Annotated in this window: 15 protein-coding genes; 3 read left to right on the top strand and 12 right to left on the bottom strand. The window is 72.9% G+C overall.

Going from position 1 to position 16,873, the window contains the following annotated elements; translation table 11 throughout:
* Positions 1-164: 164 nt before the first annotated feature.
* Positions 165-2,198, top strand: coding sequence for a beta-galactosidase (locus AB5J54_RS34340; RefSeq protein WP_369147827.1), 2,034 nt, complete (start codon positions 165-167; stop codon positions 2,196-2,198).
* A 122-nt stretch (positions 2,199-2,320) separates the two neighbouring features.
* Positions 2,321-3,901: an arabinogalactan endo-beta-1,4-galactanase gene (locus AB5J54_RS34335; RefSeq protein ID WP_369147826.1), complete on the top strand. Its 1,581-nt coding sequence runs from the start codon at positions 2,321-2,323 to the stop codon at positions 3,899-3,901.
* Between the two features lie 52 nt (positions 3,902-3,953).
* On the opposite strand, the gene dgoD is transcribed toward AB5J54_RS34335, so the two are convergent.
* Genes dgoD through AB5J54_RS34310 form a run of 5 tightly spaced genes read right to left on the bottom strand, consistent with a single transcriptional unit; the run spans position 3,954 to position 8,461 of the window.
* On the bottom strand, positions 3,954-5,099 hold the full coding sequence (gene dgoD, locus AB5J54_RS34330) for a galactonate dehydratase (RefSeq protein ID WP_369147825.1): 1,146 nt from the start codon (positions 5,097-5,099) through the stop codon (positions 3,954-3,956).
* The gene (locus tag AB5J54_RS34325) at positions 5,096-5,848 is read right to left on the bottom strand and encodes an SDR family NAD(P)-dependent oxidoreductase (RefSeq protein ID WP_369147824.1); all 753 of its coding nucleotides are present in this window, start codon (positions 5,846-5,848) and stop codon (positions 5,096-5,098) included. Before AB5J54_RS34325 ends, dgoD begins: the two co-directional genes overlap by 4 nt.
* A 33-nt stretch (positions 5,849-5,881) precedes the next feature.
* Positions 5,882-6,841, bottom strand: a complete 960-nt coding sequence (locus AB5J54_RS34320) for a sugar kinase (RefSeq protein ID WP_369147823.1) — start codon at positions 6,839-6,841, stop codon at positions 5,882-5,884.
* A 47-nt stretch (positions 6,842-6,888) separates the two neighbouring features.
* A complete protein-coding gene (locus AB5J54_RS34315) occupies positions 6,889-7,527 on the bottom strand; it encodes a bifunctional 4-hydroxy-2-oxoglutarate aldolase/2-dehydro-3-deoxy-phosphogluconate aldolase (RefSeq protein ID WP_369147822.1) in 639 nt (212 codons plus the stop codon).
* Positions 7,528-7,555: 28 nt separating this feature from the next.
* Positions 7,556-8,461 (bottom strand): SMP-30/gluconolactonase/LRE family protein, encoded by a 906-nt coding sequence (locus AB5J54_RS34310; RefSeq protein WP_369147821.1) that lies wholly within the window; start codon positions 8,459-8,461, stop codon positions 7,556-7,558.
* 150 nt (positions 8,462-8,611) lie between these two features.
* Between AB5J54_RS34310 and AB5J54_RS34305 the strand changes: the two genes are divergently transcribed.
* Positions 8,612-9,889, top strand: coding sequence for an ROK family protein (locus AB5J54_RS34305; protein WP_369147820.1), 1,278 nt, complete (start codon positions 8,612-8,614; stop codon positions 9,887-9,889).
* Positions 9,890-9,905: 16 nt separating this feature from the next.
* On the opposite strand, the gene AB5J54_RS34300 is transcribed toward AB5J54_RS34305, so the two are convergent.
* The 7 genes from AB5J54_RS34300 to AB5J54_RS34270 form a co-directional block, all read right to left on the bottom strand.
* On the bottom strand, positions 9,906-10,676 hold the full coding sequence (locus AB5J54_RS34300) for an IclR family transcriptional regulator (RefSeq protein ID WP_369147819.1): 771 nt from the start codon (positions 10,674-10,676) through the stop codon (positions 9,906-9,908).
* Between the two features lie 129 nt (positions 10,677-10,805).
* The gene (locus tag AB5J54_RS34295; RefSeq protein WP_369147818.1) at positions 10,806-11,108 is read right to left on the bottom strand and encodes an antibiotic biosynthesis monooxygenase; all 303 of its coding nucleotides are present in this window, start codon (positions 11,106-11,108) and stop codon (positions 10,806-10,808) included.
* Between the two features lie 190 nt (positions 11,109-11,298).
* Complete coding sequence (locus AB5J54_RS34290) at positions 11,299-11,766, bottom strand: pyridoxamine 5'-phosphate oxidase family protein (RefSeq protein ID WP_369147817.1); 468 nt, start codon at positions 11,764-11,766, stop codon at positions 11,299-11,301.
* A 41-nt stretch (positions 11,767-11,807) separates the two neighbouring features.
* Positions 11,808-13,817 carry a fibronectin type III domain-containing protein gene (locus AB5J54_RS34285; protein ID WP_369147816.1) on the bottom strand — a complete coding sequence of 670 codons (2,010 nt, stop codon included), beginning with the start codon at positions 13,815-13,817 and terminating at the stop codon, positions 11,808-11,810.
* A gap of 150 nt (positions 13,818-13,967) precedes the next feature.
* Positions 13,968-15,467, bottom strand: coding sequence for a carboxylesterase/lipase family protein (locus AB5J54_RS34280; protein WP_369147815.1), 1,500 nt, complete (start codon positions 15,465-15,467; stop codon positions 13,968-13,970).
* A gap of 106 nt (positions 15,468-15,573) precedes the next feature.
* On the bottom strand, positions 15,574-15,870 hold the full coding sequence (locus tag AB5J54_RS34275; RefSeq protein ID WP_369147814.1) for a hypothetical protein: 297 nt from the start codon (positions 15,868-15,870) through the stop codon (positions 15,574-15,576).
* Between the two features lie 202 nt (positions 15,871-16,072).
* A complete protein-coding gene (locus AB5J54_RS34270) occupies positions 16,073-16,834 on the bottom strand; it encodes a MerR family transcriptional regulator (protein WP_369147813.1) in 762 nt (253 codons plus the stop codon).
* Positions 16,835-16,873 lie beyond the last annotated feature (39 nt).

Here is a 16,873-nt window from a genome sequence, read left to right as displayed (position 1 = left end):
CGGGATGGCCGGTCATGCATCTGTGAGCGTTCACAGTAGAGAAATGTTCCGGACACTTGTCAATGGTTGTTCGTGTGCGGTTATGTTGCGTTGTCACATCGAGATCGACTGTGTGCACGTTCCCAGACATCCCCAGCTTCCGACGTCCGTTTCAGGAGAGACTCATGCCGCAGACCACTCCCAAGGGCCTGCACCGGCTCGCGTTCGGCGGGGACTACAACCCCGAACAGTGGCCGGAAAGCGTCTGGCAGGAGGACGTCCGGCTGATGCGCGAGGCCGGCGTCACCATGGTGAGCGTCGGGATCTTCTCCTGGGCCCTCCTCGAACCCGAGCCCGACCGCTACGACTTCGGCTGGCTCGACCGCGTCCTCGACCTGCTGCACGAGAACGGCGTCCGCGTCGACCTCGGCACCCCCACCGTGGCCCCGCCGGCCTGGTTCTACCGCGCCCACCCCGAGGCCCTGCCCGTCACAGCCGAGGGCGTCCGCCTCTCGTACGGCTCACGCGGGGCGATCTGCCACAGCTCGTCCGCCTACCGCACCGCCGCCGCCGGGATCACCACCGCACTGGCCCAGCGGTACGGCAGCCACCCGGCACTCGCCCTCTGGCACGTCCACAACGAGTACGGCGTCCCCGTCAGCGCCTGCTACTGCGACAGCTGCGCCGTCCACTTCCGCCGCTGGCTCCACGAGACGTACGGCTCCGTGGACGCCGTGAACGAGGCCTGGGGCACCGCCTTCTGGGGCCAGCACTACGGCTCGTACGAGGAGATCGCCCCGCCCCGCGCCACCCCCACCGTCGGCAACCCCGCCCAGCAGCTCGATTACCGCCGCTTCGCCGACGCCACCATCCGGGAGAACTTCCGGAGGGAACGCGACATCCTGCACGAACTCACTCCCGGCATCCCGGTCACCACCAACTTCATGACCGCGCTCAGCCAGTGCGACTCGATCGACTACTGGGCCTGGGGCCGCGAGGTCGACCTCGTCACCAACGACCACTACCTCATCACCGACGGCCGCCGCACCCACGTCAACCTCGCCATGGCCGCCGACCTCACCCGCTCCGTCGCCGGCGGCGCGCCCTGGCTGCTCCTGGAGCACTCCACCTCCGGCGTGAACTGGCAGGCCCGCAACCCGGCCAAGCGCCCCGGCGAGATGGCCCGCAACTCCCTCGCCCACGTCGCCCGGGGCTCCGAGGGCGCCATGTTCTTCCAGTGGCGCCAGTCCCGGCGCGGCGCCGAGAAGTTCCACTCCGCGATGGTCCCGCACGGCGGCACCGACACCAGGATCTGGCGCGAGGTCGTCGCCCTCGGCGCCGGCCTGGAGGCCCTGGAGGAGGTGCGCGGCAGCCGGACCGTCCCGGACGTCGCCATGGTCTGGGACTGGCACTCATGGTGGGCGCAGAACCTGGAGTGGCGGCCGAACGCGGCCCACGAGGCCCGCGAGCGCGCCGACAGCTTCTACGAGACCCTCTACGACCGGCACCTCACCGTCGACTTCGCGCACCCCGAGTCCGACCTGTCGGCCTACCCGCTGGTCGTCGTGCCCGCGCTCTACCTCACCACCGAGGCCGCCGGACGGAACCTCCGCGAGTACGTCGAGGACGGCGGCACCCTCGTCGTCTCGTACTTCTCCGGGATCGTCGACGAGCACGACGCCGTCCACCCCGGCGCCTACCCGGGCGCCCTGCGCGAGGTCCTCGGCCTCACCGTGGACGAGTGGTCCCCGCTCCTGGACGACCAGCGCGTGACGGTCACCGGGCCGGACGGCGCCACGCTCACCGGAGACGTCTGGACCGAGTTCGTCCGCCCGCGCGGGGCGGAGACCCTGTGGTCGTACGCGGACGGCCCGGCCGCCGGCGGGCCCGCCGTCACCCGGCACCGGCTCGGCCGGGGCAGCGCCTGGTACGTCTCCACCCGCCTCGACGCGGCCTCGCTCGACACGATCCTCGCCGCCGCCTGCGAGGACGCCGGGATCGCCCCGCGCACCGCGCTCCCGCACGACGTGGAGCTCGTGCACCGCACGGGTGACGACGCCCGGTACGTGTTCGCCCTCAACCACTCCGCCGAGGACGCAGAGGTGCCTCTGGACGGCTCCGGCACGGAGCTCCTCGGCGGGCTTCCGGGCGGCGAGCCGGTCGCCGGCAAGCTCACCGTCCCGGCCGGCGCCGTCAGGGTCGTACGCCTCGACGCCTGAGCCCACCCCCCTGAACTCCCCGGGGGCGGCCCGCACCCGCTGCGCCGCCCCCGGGTGAGCCGTACCACCGCGAGGAACCACCGCACGACACTCACATCCGCCACCGTCGAAGGGACTCGACGATGCACCCCGTACGCAGCCGCATCCGCCTGCGCGCCACGGCCCTCGCCGCCGCGCTCGGCGCCCTGCTCCTCGCCCCGCTCCCCGCGGCGCAGCACGCCGAGGCGGCCTCCACCCTCACCAACTCGGGCTTCGAGGCCAACGGCACCGGGACCGCCACCCCCTCCGGCTGGTCCACCTACTCCGCCGCCGGACAGAACTCCGCCTCCTTCACCGAGGCCGGCGGCCACAGCGGCGGCCACCGCCTCACCCACTGGTCCTCCGCCGCATACAAGGTGGAGACGTACCAGTACCTGACCGGTCTCACCGACGGCAGCTACACCCTGAGCGCCTGGGTCCGGTCCGGCGGCGGGCAGAACGCGGCCTACCTCGCCCTGCGCGACTGCGGCTCCGCCGAGCAGCGCACCGATCTGCCGGTGACGTCGAGCGGCTGGATACGGATCGTCGCCCCGATCACCGTCGTCGGCGGGGCCTGCACGATCAGCGTCAACTCGGATGCCCACGCCGGGAACTGGATCAACGTCGACGACCTCGCCTTCACCTCGGGCACGACCGGGCTCACCGTGAAGGGCGTCGACCTGTCCGCGCTGAAGAAGAGCGAGGACCTCGGCGGCGTCTACAGGTCGAGCTCCGGGGCCACCGGCGACCCGGTCGCCCTCCTCAAGAACTCCGGCGCCAACTACGGCCGTCTCAAGGTGTGGGTGAACCCGGCGGACGGCTACAACGACAAGGCCCGCGTCCTCGCGACCGCGAAGCGGATCAAGGCGCAGGGCATGAAGCTCCTCGTCGACTTCCACTACTCCGACATCTGGGCCGACCCCGGCGCCCAGACCAAGCCCGCCGCCTGGTCGGGGCACTCGTACGCCCAGCTGAAGACCGACGTCCACGACCACACGTACGACGTCCTCAACGCCCTCAAGGCGCAGGGCACCACGGCCGACATGGTGCAGATCGGCAACGAGATCAACACCGGCATGCTCTGGCCGGAAGGCTCCACGAGCAACTGGTCCCAGCTCGCCGGCCTGCTCAAGTCCGGGGTCTCCGCCGTCAAGGAGGTCTCGTCGAGCACCCGGATCGCGCTGCACCTCGCCAACGGCGGCGACAACGCGCTGTACCGCTCGTGGTTCGACAACGCGACGGCGCAGGGCGTGAGTTACGACGTGATCGCGCTGTCCTTCTACGGCTACTGGCACGGCGCGCTTTCCTCGCTCCAGGCCAACCTCGACGACATCTCGGCGCGTTACGGCAAGAAGGTGATGGTCGCGGAGACCGCCTACCCGTTCCGCCTGGACAGCGAGGACGCCCACGAGAACATCATCGACCTCTCCTCCGAGCTGGTCTCCGGCTACCCGGCGAGCAGCGCGGGCCAGACGGCCTGGCTGCGGGACGTCATGAACGTCGTCGAGGCCGTGCCGAACGGCCGCGGTCTCGGCGTCGTCTACTGGGAGCCCGCGTGGACGGCCGTCGCGGGCAACGGCTGGGACCCCGCCGACCCCTCCTCGGGCAACGGCTGGGAGAACCAGGCGCTGTTCGACTACGACAGCAGGCTCCTGCCGGCGGCAGGAGTGCTCGCGCACCGCTGACCCGCGAGTAGGGGCGGGCTCGTTCGCGAGCCCGCCCCCTTCCTGCGGTGTCCTACCACTCGGCCAGCGAGCCGTCGTCCCGGCGCCAGGCCGGGTTGCGCCAGCGGTGCCCGACCTCGGCGGCCCGTTCGACGGCCTTCGCGTCGACCTCGATCCCGAGACCGGGGCCGGTCGGCAGGGCCACGTGCCCGTCCTCGTACCGGAAGACCGTGGGGTCGACGAGGTAGTCGAGCAGGTCGGATCCGGTGTTGTAGTGGATGCCGAGGCTCTGCTCCTGGATGAGGAGGTTCGGCGCGGCGAAGCCGACCTGGAGGCAGGAGGCGAGCGCGATCGGGCCCAGCGGGCAGTGCGGGGCGAGGGAGACGTCGTACGCCTCCGCCATCGCGGCGATCCGGCGGACCTCCGAGATGCCGCCCGCGTGCGAGAGGTCGGGCTGCGCGACGGCGATGCCCTGGGCGAGGACCTTCTTGAAGTCCCAGCGGGAGTAGAGGCGTTCGCCGGTCGCGATCGGGATGGAGGTGGAGCGGACGATGTCGCCGATGTGGTCGCTCATCTCGGGGACGACCGGCTCCTCCACGAAGAAGGGCAGGTACGGCTCCAGGAGCGGCAGGACCCGGCGGGCCATCGGGGCGGTGAGGCGACCGTGGAAGTCGATCGCGATGTCGAACTCGTCGCCGACGGCCTCGCGGATGGAGGCGACGCGGTCCACGATCCCCTGCGTGGCGGCGGGGGTGTCGATGAGCCGCAGCTGGGCGGAGGCGTTCATCTTGATGGCGGTGAAGCCCTCGTTCTTGCGGGCCAGGGCCTCGCTCGCGACCTCGTCGGGGCGGTCGCCGCCGATCCAGCTGTAGACGCGGGCGCGGTCGCGGACGTTGCCGCCGAGGAGCTGCCAGACGGGGACCCCGAGGGCCTTGCCGGTGATGTCCCAGAGGGCCTGGTCGATGCCGGCGACGGCGCTGGAGAGGACCGGGCCGCCGCGGTAGAAGCCGCCCTTGGTGAGGACCTGCCAGTGGTCCTCGATCTTCATCGGGTCCTGGCCGATCAGATAGTCGGAGAGCTCCTCGACGGCGGCGGCGACGGTGTGGGCGCGGCCCTCGACGACGGGCTCGCCCCAGCCGGTGATGCCCTCGTCGGTGTCGACGCGCAGGAAGCACCAGCGGGGGGCGACGAGATAGGTGCGGAGAGAGGTGATCTTCACTTGGACTCCTTCTTCACGGTCCAGCCGCCGTCGACGACCAGGTCGGTTCCGGTGATGTAGGCGGCGTCGGCGGAGGCGAGGAAGGCGACGGCGGCCGCGACCTCCTCGGGACGGCCGAGCCGGGCGAGGGCGGTGGCGTCGGCGGAGATCCGCCGTCCCTCCTCGTCGACGTCGTTCCACACGTCGGTGAGGATCGGGCCCGGCAGCACGGAGTTGAAGCGGACCTCGGGCCCGTACTCGACGGCGAGCTGGCGGACGAGCGCGCACATCCCGCCCTTCGCGGCGGCGTACGCGGCGTAGCCGGGCAGGCCGAAGGCCGCGTGCACGCTGGAGGTGGCGACGAGGCTGCCGCGCGCGGCGCGCAGGTCGTCGAGGAAGACGCGGGTGGCGAAGTAGAGGGCGCGCAGGTTCACGGCCAGCTCCCGGTCCCAGGTGGCGACGGGCAGTTCGTGGGCCGCGGCCAGGGTGTGGATGAAGGCGTTGCTGTGGAGGACGCTCACCGGGCCGAAGCGGGCGTGGGCCTCTTCCCGGAGGGCCTTCCAGTCGGCTTCCGAGGAGACGTCGCAGCGGACGTAGGCGGCTCGGCCGCCGTCGGCGCGGATGGCGGCGGCGACGGCCTCGCCCGCCTCGTCGGCGATGTCGGAGACGAGCACCGCGGCGCCTTCGGCGGCGAGCCGGACGGCGCTGGCGGCGCCGATGCCGGAGGCCGCGCCGGTGACGACGGCGGTCTGTCCGGAGAAACGGTTCATTTCGGGTTCCTGGTGTCTGCGGGGCGGGTCGGGTCAGCGGGTGATGTCCTGAGCCGCCAGGAGATCGAGTTCGGCGCGGCGCGGGAGGCCCTCCCAGTCGCCCGGTACGGAGACGGCGAAGGCTCCGCAGAGGGCGGCGAGGCGGAGGCGTGCCGCGGGCGGGGCGCCGTCGAGGACGGCGGCGAGGTAGCCGGAGACGAAGGCGTCGCCCGCGCCGACGGGGTCGACGGCGGTGACGGGCACGGCCGGTTGGTCGTGGAGCTCGTCGTCGACGACGGCGAGGGCTCCCTGGGCGCCGAGCTTGAGGACGGCCTGCCGGGGGCCGAGCCGGGCGAGGGCGCGGGCCATCCGCTCGGGCTCGTCCTCGGGCACGAACAGGGCGGCTTCCTCGGGGCCGGCGAAGACGATGTCGGCGTACGGGAGGAGGCGGGCGAGCACCTCGGCGGCCTCGGCGCGGCTCCAGAGCCGCTCGCGGTGGTTGACGTCGAAGGAGACGGTGGCCCCGGCGGCGTGGGCGAGGGCGACGGCCTGTTCGACGGCGGCGCGCGCGGTGGCGCTCAACGCCGGGGTGATGCCGCTGACATGGAGGATCCGGGCCGCGCTGATGCGGTCCTCGTCGAGGTCCTCGGGGGCGAGCCGGGAGCCTGCGAGGCCGGAGCGGTAGTAGGTGACGCGGAGGCGGTCGGCGGTGCGGCGCTCGCGGAGCATCAGGCCGGTGGGGGCGGCCGGGTCGGTGCGGGCGGTGGACACGTCGACGCCTTCGGCGCGCAGCCCGGCGAGGACCATCGCGCCCGTGGCGTCGTCGCCGACGCGGCCGGTCCAGGCCGCGGCGTGACCGAGCCGGCTGACGCCGACGGCGACGGTCGCCTCGGCCCCGGCCCAGCCGAGGCGCATCGGGGCGCCGTTGGCGAACGGCCCGGGCTGGGTCGCGGCGACGACGGCCATGACCTCGCCGAGGGTGACGAGGGCGGGGGTGGCCTGGGCGGGAGTCACGTGGGCAGGGGTGGCCTGGGCGGGAGTCACGTGGGCAGGGGCCGGGTTCACCGACGTATCCCTTCCAGGAAGGCCGCGGCGCGCTCGGTCAGGGCCGCGAGGGAGCCGCCCTCGCAGGCGTCGCCGACCAGGGGGCTGCCGATGCCGAGGGCGGCGGCCCCGGCGGCGAGGTAGGCGGGGGCGTCGGCGGCGCCGATGCCGCCGGTCGGCACCAGGGGCACGTCGGGCAGCGGCGCGCGGACGGCCCGGAGGTACTCCGGTCCGCCGGTGGCGGCGGGGAAGAGCTTCACCATGGTGGCGCCCGCCCGCCAGGCCGTGAGGATCTCGGTCGGGGTGTACGCGCCGGGCAGCACCGGGACGTCCAGGCGGACGGCCTCGGCGATGACCTCGGTGGAGGTGGTCGGGGTGATGAGGTACGTGGCGCCGGCTTCGACGGCCGCCTGCGCCTCGGCGGGCGTGGTGACCGTGCCGGCGCCGAGGGCGAGTCCGGGCGGGGCGTCGGCGGCGTACTCGCGCAGGGCGTCGAGCACGCCGGGGGTGGTGAGGGTGAACTCGGCGGCGCGGACACCGGAGGCCAGGAGGGTGTCGGTGACTTCGGCGAAGCGGGTGGCGGAGGCGGAGCGGAGGATCGCGATGACGGGGACGGCGTCGAGGGCGGCGCGCAGCCCGTCGGAGGGGGAGGTCATGGGCTTCTTCCTTGCGGGAGGTACGGGTTCAGTGGTCGGCGTACGGAGTCGTCGGCAGGCCCGTCGTCCCGGGGCGGCAGACGAAGAGGCGGCCCGCGTCGGGTTCGGCGCGCAGGCGCGTCTCGTCGAGGCCCGCGGTCGCGGTCGTGATGACCAGGACGTCGAGCTCCGGGCCGGCGAAGGCGCAGCTCGTCACGTGCGTGGCGGGGACCTCCACGCGCGCGTGGAGGCTGCCGTCGGGCGCGAAGGCGAGGACTTCGCCGCCTCCCCAGACGGCGACCCAGACGCGGCCCTCGCTGTCGACGGCGAGGCCGTCGGGGACGCCCCGGTCGAGGGCGGCGAAGGGGCGGCGGTCGCTCAGGGCGCCGGTCTCCGGGTCGTAGGCGAAGACGTCGACGCGGCCGGTGGGGCTGTCGGCGTAGTACAGGCGGCTGCCGTCGGGGCTCCAGCCGAGCCCGTTGGAGATGGTGACGGAGTCGAGCAGGGTGACGAGCCCGTCGCGGTCGAGGCGGTAGAGGGCGCCGGCGCCGGGGCTCTCGTCGTACGCCATGGTTCCGGCGAGGAGCCGCCCGGCGGGGTCGACGGCGGCGTCGTTCATGCGGCGCGGGAGGCCGTCGTCGGGGAGGACGGGCGCGGCGAGCTCGACGGCCTCGGTGGCGGGCCGGCCGTCGGCCAGGTGCAGGAAGGACGTGCCGGCGGCGGCGAGGAGGGCGCCGGAGGCGCAGGGCAGGGCGGCGCCGACGGGCCGGTCGAAGCGGAGGGTGCCGAGGGGCGCGAGGTCCGGCACGTCCTCGCCGTCCACGAGCGCGGCCCGGTGGACGAGCCCCTCGGGGATGTCCACCCAGAGGAGTTCCTGGCGCCGGGCGTCCCAGACGGGTCCTTCTGTCAGGCGTCCGGGCAGGGGGGAGCAGGGTACGGCCCTGAGGTGGTGCATCTGGCCTCCTCGGTCGGCGACGGGTGCGGCGCGAGAAAAACTACGGCTTCGTCTAACGGTTGTAAATAACCTGCCCTCCTCTTCTTCCAACCCTTTGAATAAGATGCGGTGGCAGGGGTACGAGGACAGGCCGAGCGGAGGGCAGCACAGATGATCAAGCGGACGTCGCAGGAGATCCGCCGCCTCAACCGCTTCGAGGTCCTGCGCCGCTTCTATGCGGGGGCGGACGCGATGAGCCGCCAGGACCTCGCGGCGGCGACCGGCCTCTCCTTCGCCACCGTCGCCAACCTCACCGCCGAACTCCTGGAGGCCGGCGTCCTCGTCGAGGCGGGCCACGAGGACTCCAGCGGCGGACGGCCCCGCGCGCGCCTCGCGGTCAACGCCGAGCGGGGCGCGCTGATCGGCATCGACATCGCCGAGACCGCCGTACACGCGGAACTCTTCGACCTCGCCCTGGAGGTCCGGCACTCCGTCGAGCGCCCCCTCCCCCCGGGAGACGTCCGGCCCGCCGACGTGGTCGAGCAGCTCGCCGTCTGCGTCGAGGAGCTCCTGGAGGGCTCCGGCGTTCCCCGGGAGCGGGTCCTCGGGGCGGGCGTGAGCGTGCCGGGCATGGTGGAGCGCGAGGGCGGCGTCTCCTCGTACTCCCCCTACTGGTCCTGGCGCGAGGTCCCCCTGAGGTCCCTGCTCGACGAGCGCCTCGGGCTGCCCCTCCGGCTCGACAACCCGCTGCGCGCCAGCACGGTCGCCGAGCTGTGGTTCGGTGCCGGGCGGGAGGTCGACGACCTGGTGGTGGTCACCCTGCGCGCCGGTGTCGGCGCCGGGATCGCGATCGACGGGCAGCTCTACCGGGGCTTCACCAACAGCGCGGGCGAGTGGGGCCACACCTGCCTCGCGGTCGACGGCCGGCTGTGCACCTGCGGCAACCGGGGCTGTGTGGAGGCGTACGTCTCCACCCGGGGGATCGCGCAGACCTGGCGCGAACTCGCCCCCGACGACGAGCGGGCGACCGGGGCGGACGACGCGGCGACCGTCGCCGCTCTGGCGCGCGCGGCGGCGGAGCGGGACCCGGTGGCCGAGGCCGTCGTCGACCGGACGGCCCGTCACCTGGGCGCGGCGGTCGCGAATCTGATCAACCTGCTGAACCCCCGGGCGCTCGTCCTCGGCAACCAGGTCGTGGACCTGCTCGGCGAGCGCCTGCTCGACGCCACGTACGAGGCGGTCGGGCGGCACGTCCTGCCGCTGCCGCACCGGGCCGCGACCCTGCGGCGCAGCGCAGTGCCGCACAACGCCGTCACGCGGGGCGCGGCGGCCTTCGCCCTGGAGGGCTTCCTCGACGACCGGGAGGTGTTCGGCCCGGTGAGCCGTATGCGCCAGCCCCGGGAACGGAAGGGCTCGGGCCGCGCGGACGGAGCCGTCGCCGGTACGTGAATCGGGGGTACGGGAGTCAGGGCGCCTGGCGGTGCCCCAGGCGGGCCGACAGCTCGCCGGCGCCCTTGACGGCGAGGGCGGTGAGTTCGTTCTCCCGGTCCTCGCTCCAGCGGTGCACCGGCACGGAGACGGACAGCGCCGCGACGACCCGGCCGGAGCGGTCCCGTACGGGTGCGGCGACACAGCTGACGTCGGGGTTGGACTCCTGCTGCTCGACGGCGACGCCGAGGATCCGGATCTCCGCGAGCGCGGCCCGCAGCTCGTCCGGGTCGGTGAGGCTCCGGGGCGTCATGGCGAGGAGTTCGCGCTCTTCGAGGCGCTCGTCGAGCTCGTCCAGGGGAAGGGTGGCGAGGAGCATCTTGCCGACGGCGGTGCAGTGGGCGGGAAGCCGGCGGCCGGCGGCCGAGACCATCCGTACCGCGTGGCTGGAGTCCACCTTGGCGATGTAGATGACGTCCGCGTCCTCCAGGACGGCGACGTGGACGGTCTCGCCGCAGGTGTCGGCGACCTCCCGGGCGACCTGGTGCCCCTCGGCGGAGAGGTCGAGCTGCTCCGCGTACCGGCTGCCGAGCTGGTACGCACGGACGCCGAGCCGGTACCGGCCGGACTGTCCCGGCACCGGGGCGAGGTAGTTGCGGGCGGTCAGGGTGATGACCAGCTCGTGGGCGGTGGTGCGGGGCAGCCCGAGCCTGCGGGTGATCTCGGGGGCGGACAGCGTGCCGTCGCCCTGAAGGAAGAGCTCCAGTATGTCGAATGCCCTGGCCACCGCCGGAACGAGTCTCCCCACGGTCCCCCACCTCACCCTCACGCTGTTCGATATCCCGTACGGCGACCGAAATCACGGACAGAGGGTAGCGCGGGCACCCGCCCGCCGACACCCCCGCGGACCGCGGTCGCCTACGGCCGCGCCGCCCCGTCAGTCGCTCTCCGGCTCGGCGAGCAGGTCGTCGACGAGGGTGAGCCGCGTCTCGGGGAAGTACTCCGCGATCGCCTCGCGCATCATGGCCTCGCCCTCCGGATCGGGGGTCCCGCACTTCTCCCTGGTCTCCCGGTCGGGCCAGCGGGCGTACGCCACCCAGGTCCCGTCGTCCGCCTTGTGGAGCCGGGAGCCGTAGCTGCCGCACTCCTGGTGGATCGCCACGGTCACCCGGTGCCAGCCGTCCACGAGCAGCTGCTCCCTGCCCGGACGCACCCGCCACCGGTACACCACCGCGAACATCTCTCCGCCTCCCTCGTCACGGCCGACGGCCCGCGCCGCCCCCCGACAACGACTGAACTACACCGACCAGTTCACTGTCAAGACTGAACCGTTCGGTAGACCGTGACGGGCATGGGAGCACCGAGGCGCTTCGCCATGACAGACCGACGGGTCCGCCTTCGCGGACCCGTGCGCCTCACTCAGATCGACCTCACCGCGCCGTCTCCGTCCAGACGCCGTCCCGCATCAGGTGCCGTCCCACCAGTTCGGGCTCCTCGTGCCAGGCCTGGACCTCGGTGGGGCGGACCCGGAACCAGTGGTAGGCGGGACCCGAGCCGCGGGGGTCCCAGCCCGTCTTCTTGTGGAACGCGTCCGCCGCCTCCACCGGGACCTGCTCGGGGCCGAGGGTCGTGACCTCGCCGTCGAGCAGGACCACGTCCCGTGTGTGTCCGAGCGCGAGGCGCACCCGGCCGTTGGCGGCGAGGTTGCGGCCCGTGGGGTTGGAGAGGCGCGTGCACAGCCACAGGTGGGTGCCGTCCCAGAGGAAGGAGAGCGGCACGAGGTACGGCTCCCCGGCGGTGTCCGCCGTGGACACCCAGATGTCCTGTTCCTCGTCGAGGCGGCCGAGCACGTCCTGTATGCGGCGGGCGGTGTCACGCGGGGGCTGAGTGTTCGTCATGAGGGGGAGGCTACCGGGCCCCTGTTCGGGGGCCCGGCGTTTCACTGGGTCAGCGTCGTGCTGTCGAAGAGCTCCCCGGTGTCGCTGTACGCGTTCAGGACGAGCTGGGTCGGCGAGACCGAGACCTGCACGTATTCGAAGCGCGCCGACCTGTACGCGCTCCAGAACGGCTGGCTCAGGGTGAACTGGTTGAGTCCGTTGCCGCCGCCGCCGGAGACGACGTACGTCACGCCCGCCGGATTCACCGCCCCCGCGCGCAGCGGGTGACTCCGCTCGTAGTTGTGGGAGTTGCCGGAGAGGCAGAGCCTGACCCCGTACTGGTCCAGGAGCGGCACGAGACCGGAGAGGACCGTCGACGAGCTGGAGCTGCTGGTCGTCGAGCTGTAGGGCGGGCGGTGGACGACGCAGATCTTCCACGCCGCCGTCGCGGCGGCGAGGTCGGCGGTCACGAAGGCCCGCTGCGCGGAGCCGGCCGTCAGCGGCTGCTCGCTGTCGACGACGAGGACGTGGGCGTCGCCCCAGTTGTAGCTGTACCAGCGCTGGTTGTTCGGCGACCACAGGTTCCGGGCCGCCGCGCCGTCTCCGTAGTACTCCTTGTTGCCGTTCGCCGGGTAGAGCGTCCGGGTACGGATGACCGGTCCGTACTGCTTGTAGAAGCGGTTGTCGAAGTCGGAGTAGAAGCGCTCCGGATCGGGGTCCTGGGCGTCCGGGTACACGTTGTCGCCGAGCGTCTGCAGGAACTGGGCCGGCGACGCGGCGATCAGGTTGGCGATGCTCTGCTGCTGCGCGGAGCCGCCCCCGTAGTCGCCGACCGCCGCGAAGGTGAAGGCCGTGCCCGGCGCGGGTGCGGTGGTGAAGCGGTTGCCCGCGAGCGTGGCGTTGCCTGACCTCACCTGGTAGACGTACTCGGTTCCGGGTGCGAGCCCGCCGAGCAGCATGGAGTGCTGCAGCCGCGGAGTGGGGTCGTAGACGCTCTCGGTGAACGATCCGACGCCGAAGTCGACGGTGCTGTCGGTCGCGAGGTTGGTCCACCACAGCACGCGTGCGCTCGTCCCGTCGGTCTGGACGACGTAGGGGCCACGGGTGACGAGGACGGTCCCGGCGGCGGGGGTGGAGCCCGCCCGCCCGGAGGTGAGGGCGGAGACGTTGCCGGCGGAGTCGACGGCCGCGATCCGGTAGGTGTACGACGTGGACGGGGTGAGGCCGTTGTCGGAGTACGTCTTGCGGAGCGGCTCCTCCACCGTCGCGATCAGGACGTTGTTGCGGAAGACCTGGTAGCCCGATACGTCGCTGGAGCTCGACGCTCCCCAGGTGATGTCGAGCCGGCTGGCGGAGTACCGCCGCACGGCCACGCTGGTGTTCGAGACGGCCGAAGGGGCGCTCGTGTCGGTGGTGGTCTTGGTCGTGACGGCGATGGTGGCCGCCGGGCCGACGTGTCCCGCGACGTCGACGGCGCGGACGGCGAACTGGTAGGCGCGGTTGGCGAACAGCTTGCTCGCGGTGTAGCTGGTGCCGCCGTCGGTCGTCGCGATCTGGACCAGGCTCTCGACGGGCGCCCCGGCGGCGCCGCGGAGGATCCGGTAGCCGGTGATCTTGGCGACGGCCGTGGACTTGGTCCAGGTGAGCTTCACGCCCGACGACGTCAGCGAGCTCGCCTGCAGGTTGGTCGGCGCTGTCGGCACTGTGGTGGGATCCGCCCGCTGGGTGAGCACGTCGACGGGCGCCGAGCGTGCCGATTCGACTCCGGCGACCACGCTGCTGACCTCGTAGCGGTACGTCGTCGTCGCCGTCAGCCCGGTGTCCTCCAGCAGGGTTCCGGGCTGTTCGACGAGCAGCACGTCGTTCCGGTAGACCCGGTAGGCCTCGGCGCCCGTGACCGCGGTCCAGATCAGTCGAACGGTCGACGAGCTCAGCGCCTGACCGGCGAGCAGCTCCGGTGGGACCGCGTCCGCGGCGTGCGCCGAACGGGGCGAGACGACGACGTCGCCGACGTCCAGCGCCAGTCCGGCCCCGAGGGCATAGGCGACGAAGCTGCGGCGGCTCAGAGCCATGGTCATTTCCTCATCTCGGCCGACACGTCATGTGACCTGTGCACCACCGGATCCCCCGACCGGGCGGTGATCAACAGGCACAGCGTGACCGCCGGAGGACCCTCAGGCCGCCGATTACACCGAATGCGGCATGTCGCGGCCCGTCACACCTCACGCGCGCAGGAGGGGGAACTCGGCCCGTTCCCAGAGGGCACGGAGAGCGACCGGCTCGTCCTGACCCTCCCCCTCCGTCCGCCACACCTTCGCCCGCCCGGTGGTGTCGTCGTACGCCGGCCAGCCCGGGTCTCCCGTGGCGGCGAAGCCGGCCCAGGCGCCCACCATGCGGCGGGCGAGGTCGTGGTCGGCGGCGGTGGGGGCGCCGCCGATGAGGAACGAGACGCAGTCCTTGTCGGCGTTGCCGAAGGCGAAGGGGATGTCCGCGCAGTGCCAGGCCCGCACGGCTCCGTGCGGGCCGGTGCGCCGGCGGTCGAAGCGGGACAGGTACGCCCGGCCGCCGCCTCGGGCCTGCTGCTCGGCGAGCCGGTTGGCGTACTCGCCGAAGAGGAGGTCGCCGAAGACGGCCAGGTAGACGTCGAGGACCGGGGCACCGGGCAGCGCGGCGCGATAGCCGGCGACGAGGCCGTCGGGCAGCCCGAAGTCCTGGGCGAATCGCTCCAGTTGCTCCTCCGTGCCGACCTTGGCGCAGCTGTCGACGGCGTCGAAGAGCCAGTACTCCTCGGTGGTGTGGCAGACGAGGAGGTCCACGTCCCGGCCCGCACCGGCGGCCAGGCCCGTGAGGGGGTCGACGGGCAGGACGTCGCCGTCGAGGACGGGGGCGTACAGCGAGGGGTCGTAGTGGCGGGATCCGGAGGCCGGGTCCCGCCGGTACGCCTCGACGACCCGGTCGGAGGCGGCGACCAGGTCCTGCGGGCTCGCGGCGGCCAGGCCCTCGGGGGTGGCCGGGCAGCCGGCCGCGGCGGCGATCTCGCGGGTGGTCGCGGCGGCGATGTCACGCGTGTGGTGGGGGCTGGCGGGGCTGTGGACGACGGCCCGGTGGAACAGGCCGCGCGCCCTGTCCATCACCATGAGGCAGGCGACCGAGGCGCCCCCGGAGGACTGGCCGGCGACCGTGACGTTGCCGGGGTCGCCGCCGAACGCGGCGATGTTCTCCCGCACCCAGCGCAGGGCGGCGATCTGGTCGAGGAGTCCCCGGTTGCCGGGGTACGACGTCTCTTCGGAGTCCGGGATGTGCCCGAACCCCTCGAAGCCCACCCGGTAGTTGAGGGTGACGACGACCAGTCCGGCGCGGGCGAGGGCGTCCCCGTCGAAGTCGGGCTGGGCCGAGGAGCCGAAGGTGTAGGCGCCGCCGTGGATCCAGACCAGGACGGGCAGGGGGCCGCCGTCCGGGGCTGGGGTCCAGACGTTGACGGTGAGGATGTCCTCGTCGCCGGGCGTCCACACGGGCGAGCCGGGCAGCTCCGCCGACTGCGGCGCGATGGGGCCGAAGGCCGTGCAGTCCCGTACGCCGCTCCACGCCTCGGCGGGCGCGGGCTCCCGGAACCGGTGGGGGCCGAACGGCGGTGCCGCGTAGGGGATTCCGAGCACGGCGACGACGTCGTCCGACGCCCGGAAGCCTCGTACCGCACCGCACGTCGTCTTGAAGATGTCCATGGCGTCAGCCTGCCATCACCGCCCTGACCGGCACCAACACCAAGATCACAAAGATTGACGCAGGTGCGATGTCAATGGGGGCGGCGGCAACGGGTTGCCGGGGTGGTCACCCCTGCCGGCGCCGTCGGCCGTACGCCACGGTGAGGAGTGCGAGCAGGGGTCCCCACAGCACGAGCGGCGCGTAGCAGACGTAGGAGGAGGCGGCCATCCAGCCCCCGCTCCGGCTGGGGCAGTCGGCGGGGAGGGCGTCGCCGCGGATCGTGGTGCCCATGATCTCGGTGGTGAGGGCGAGGACGGTCCAGAGCAGCGTGAGGGCGGTGGCGCCGAGGGCGGCGGAGACCAGGACCGCCGGTGCGGCGCGAGACGCCGGGGACGGGGGCGTGGGCGGCCCGCCAGGCGGCACGGAACCGGCCTCGGTCCTCGCCGGAGAGATGCGTCCTCATCGTGGTCATCGCGCGCTCCTCGGTGCCGGTGGGCCGACGGTCGGCCCGTCACCGACGACGATCCCGTCCGCGAGCCGCCGGCGGATCGCCCGCCGGGCCGATCCCCCTCCGCCGCACGGGCGAGAGGGGGTCGGCCCGGAGTCGCGTGCGGACCGCCCCGCCTCAGCTCAGCCGGGTGTCCGCGTAGACGGTCATCGCCCGGCACTCGTACTCGGCGAGGCCGACGGCGATCCGGTCGAAGTTCTCCCGGAACCGGCTGTCCTCGACGTAGGTCCGGGCCAGACTCCGGTACGCCTCGGCGTTCGGGGTCCAGAAGCGGCAGACGTCCCGGTAGTGGACGTCCACCTCGGCCTGCACCGCCGGGTCGTCGGCGGGCGTGCCGGCCGCCATGAACTCGGCGAACCGGATCATCTGGGCGGTGACCTCGCGCTGCCACTGCTCGGAGGTCTCCGGGGTCAGCGCCTCGACGGCCTGCCGGGACTGCTCGTACGCCTGCGGATAGCGCTCGCGGGTCTCGGCCTCCAGGCCGGGGTCGGGCTGGAAGCCCTCGAAGAGGTTCTCGGGGCGGTTGATCTCCACCATGTGCTCGTCCTCGCTGTTCTCGAGTTCGGCGATGGTGCGGGCGACCGTGCGGGCCAGGGTGCCGAGCCGGTCCTGCTCCGCGAGCAGCCGGGCGTGGTGCTCGCGCAGGACCGTCACGCGGTCGGCCCCGCTGTCCAGTACCTCGCGGATCTCGCGCAGGCCCAGATCCAGCTCCCGCATGAGCAGGATCTGCTGGAGGCGCAGCAGCTGGGGCTCCTCGTAGTGGCGGTGCCCGTCGCCCGCGGTCCACGCGGGCGCCAGCAGACCGATCTCGTCGTAGTGCCGCAGCGTCCGGGACGTCACCCCGGACATCCGGGCCACGTCCGCGATCGACCAGGCCATCACGGTGTCCTTCCTTCGCCGGGGCCGGTGTCTCCGGCC

The sequence above is a fragment of the Streptomyces sp. R44 genome (genome assembly GCF_041053105.1).
GTDB lineage: Bacteria > Actinomycetota > Actinomycetes > Streptomycetales > Streptomycetaceae > Streptomyces.
Note: the sequence above shows the minus strand (reverse complement) of the source record. Positions and strands in the feature narration are given on the sequence as shown.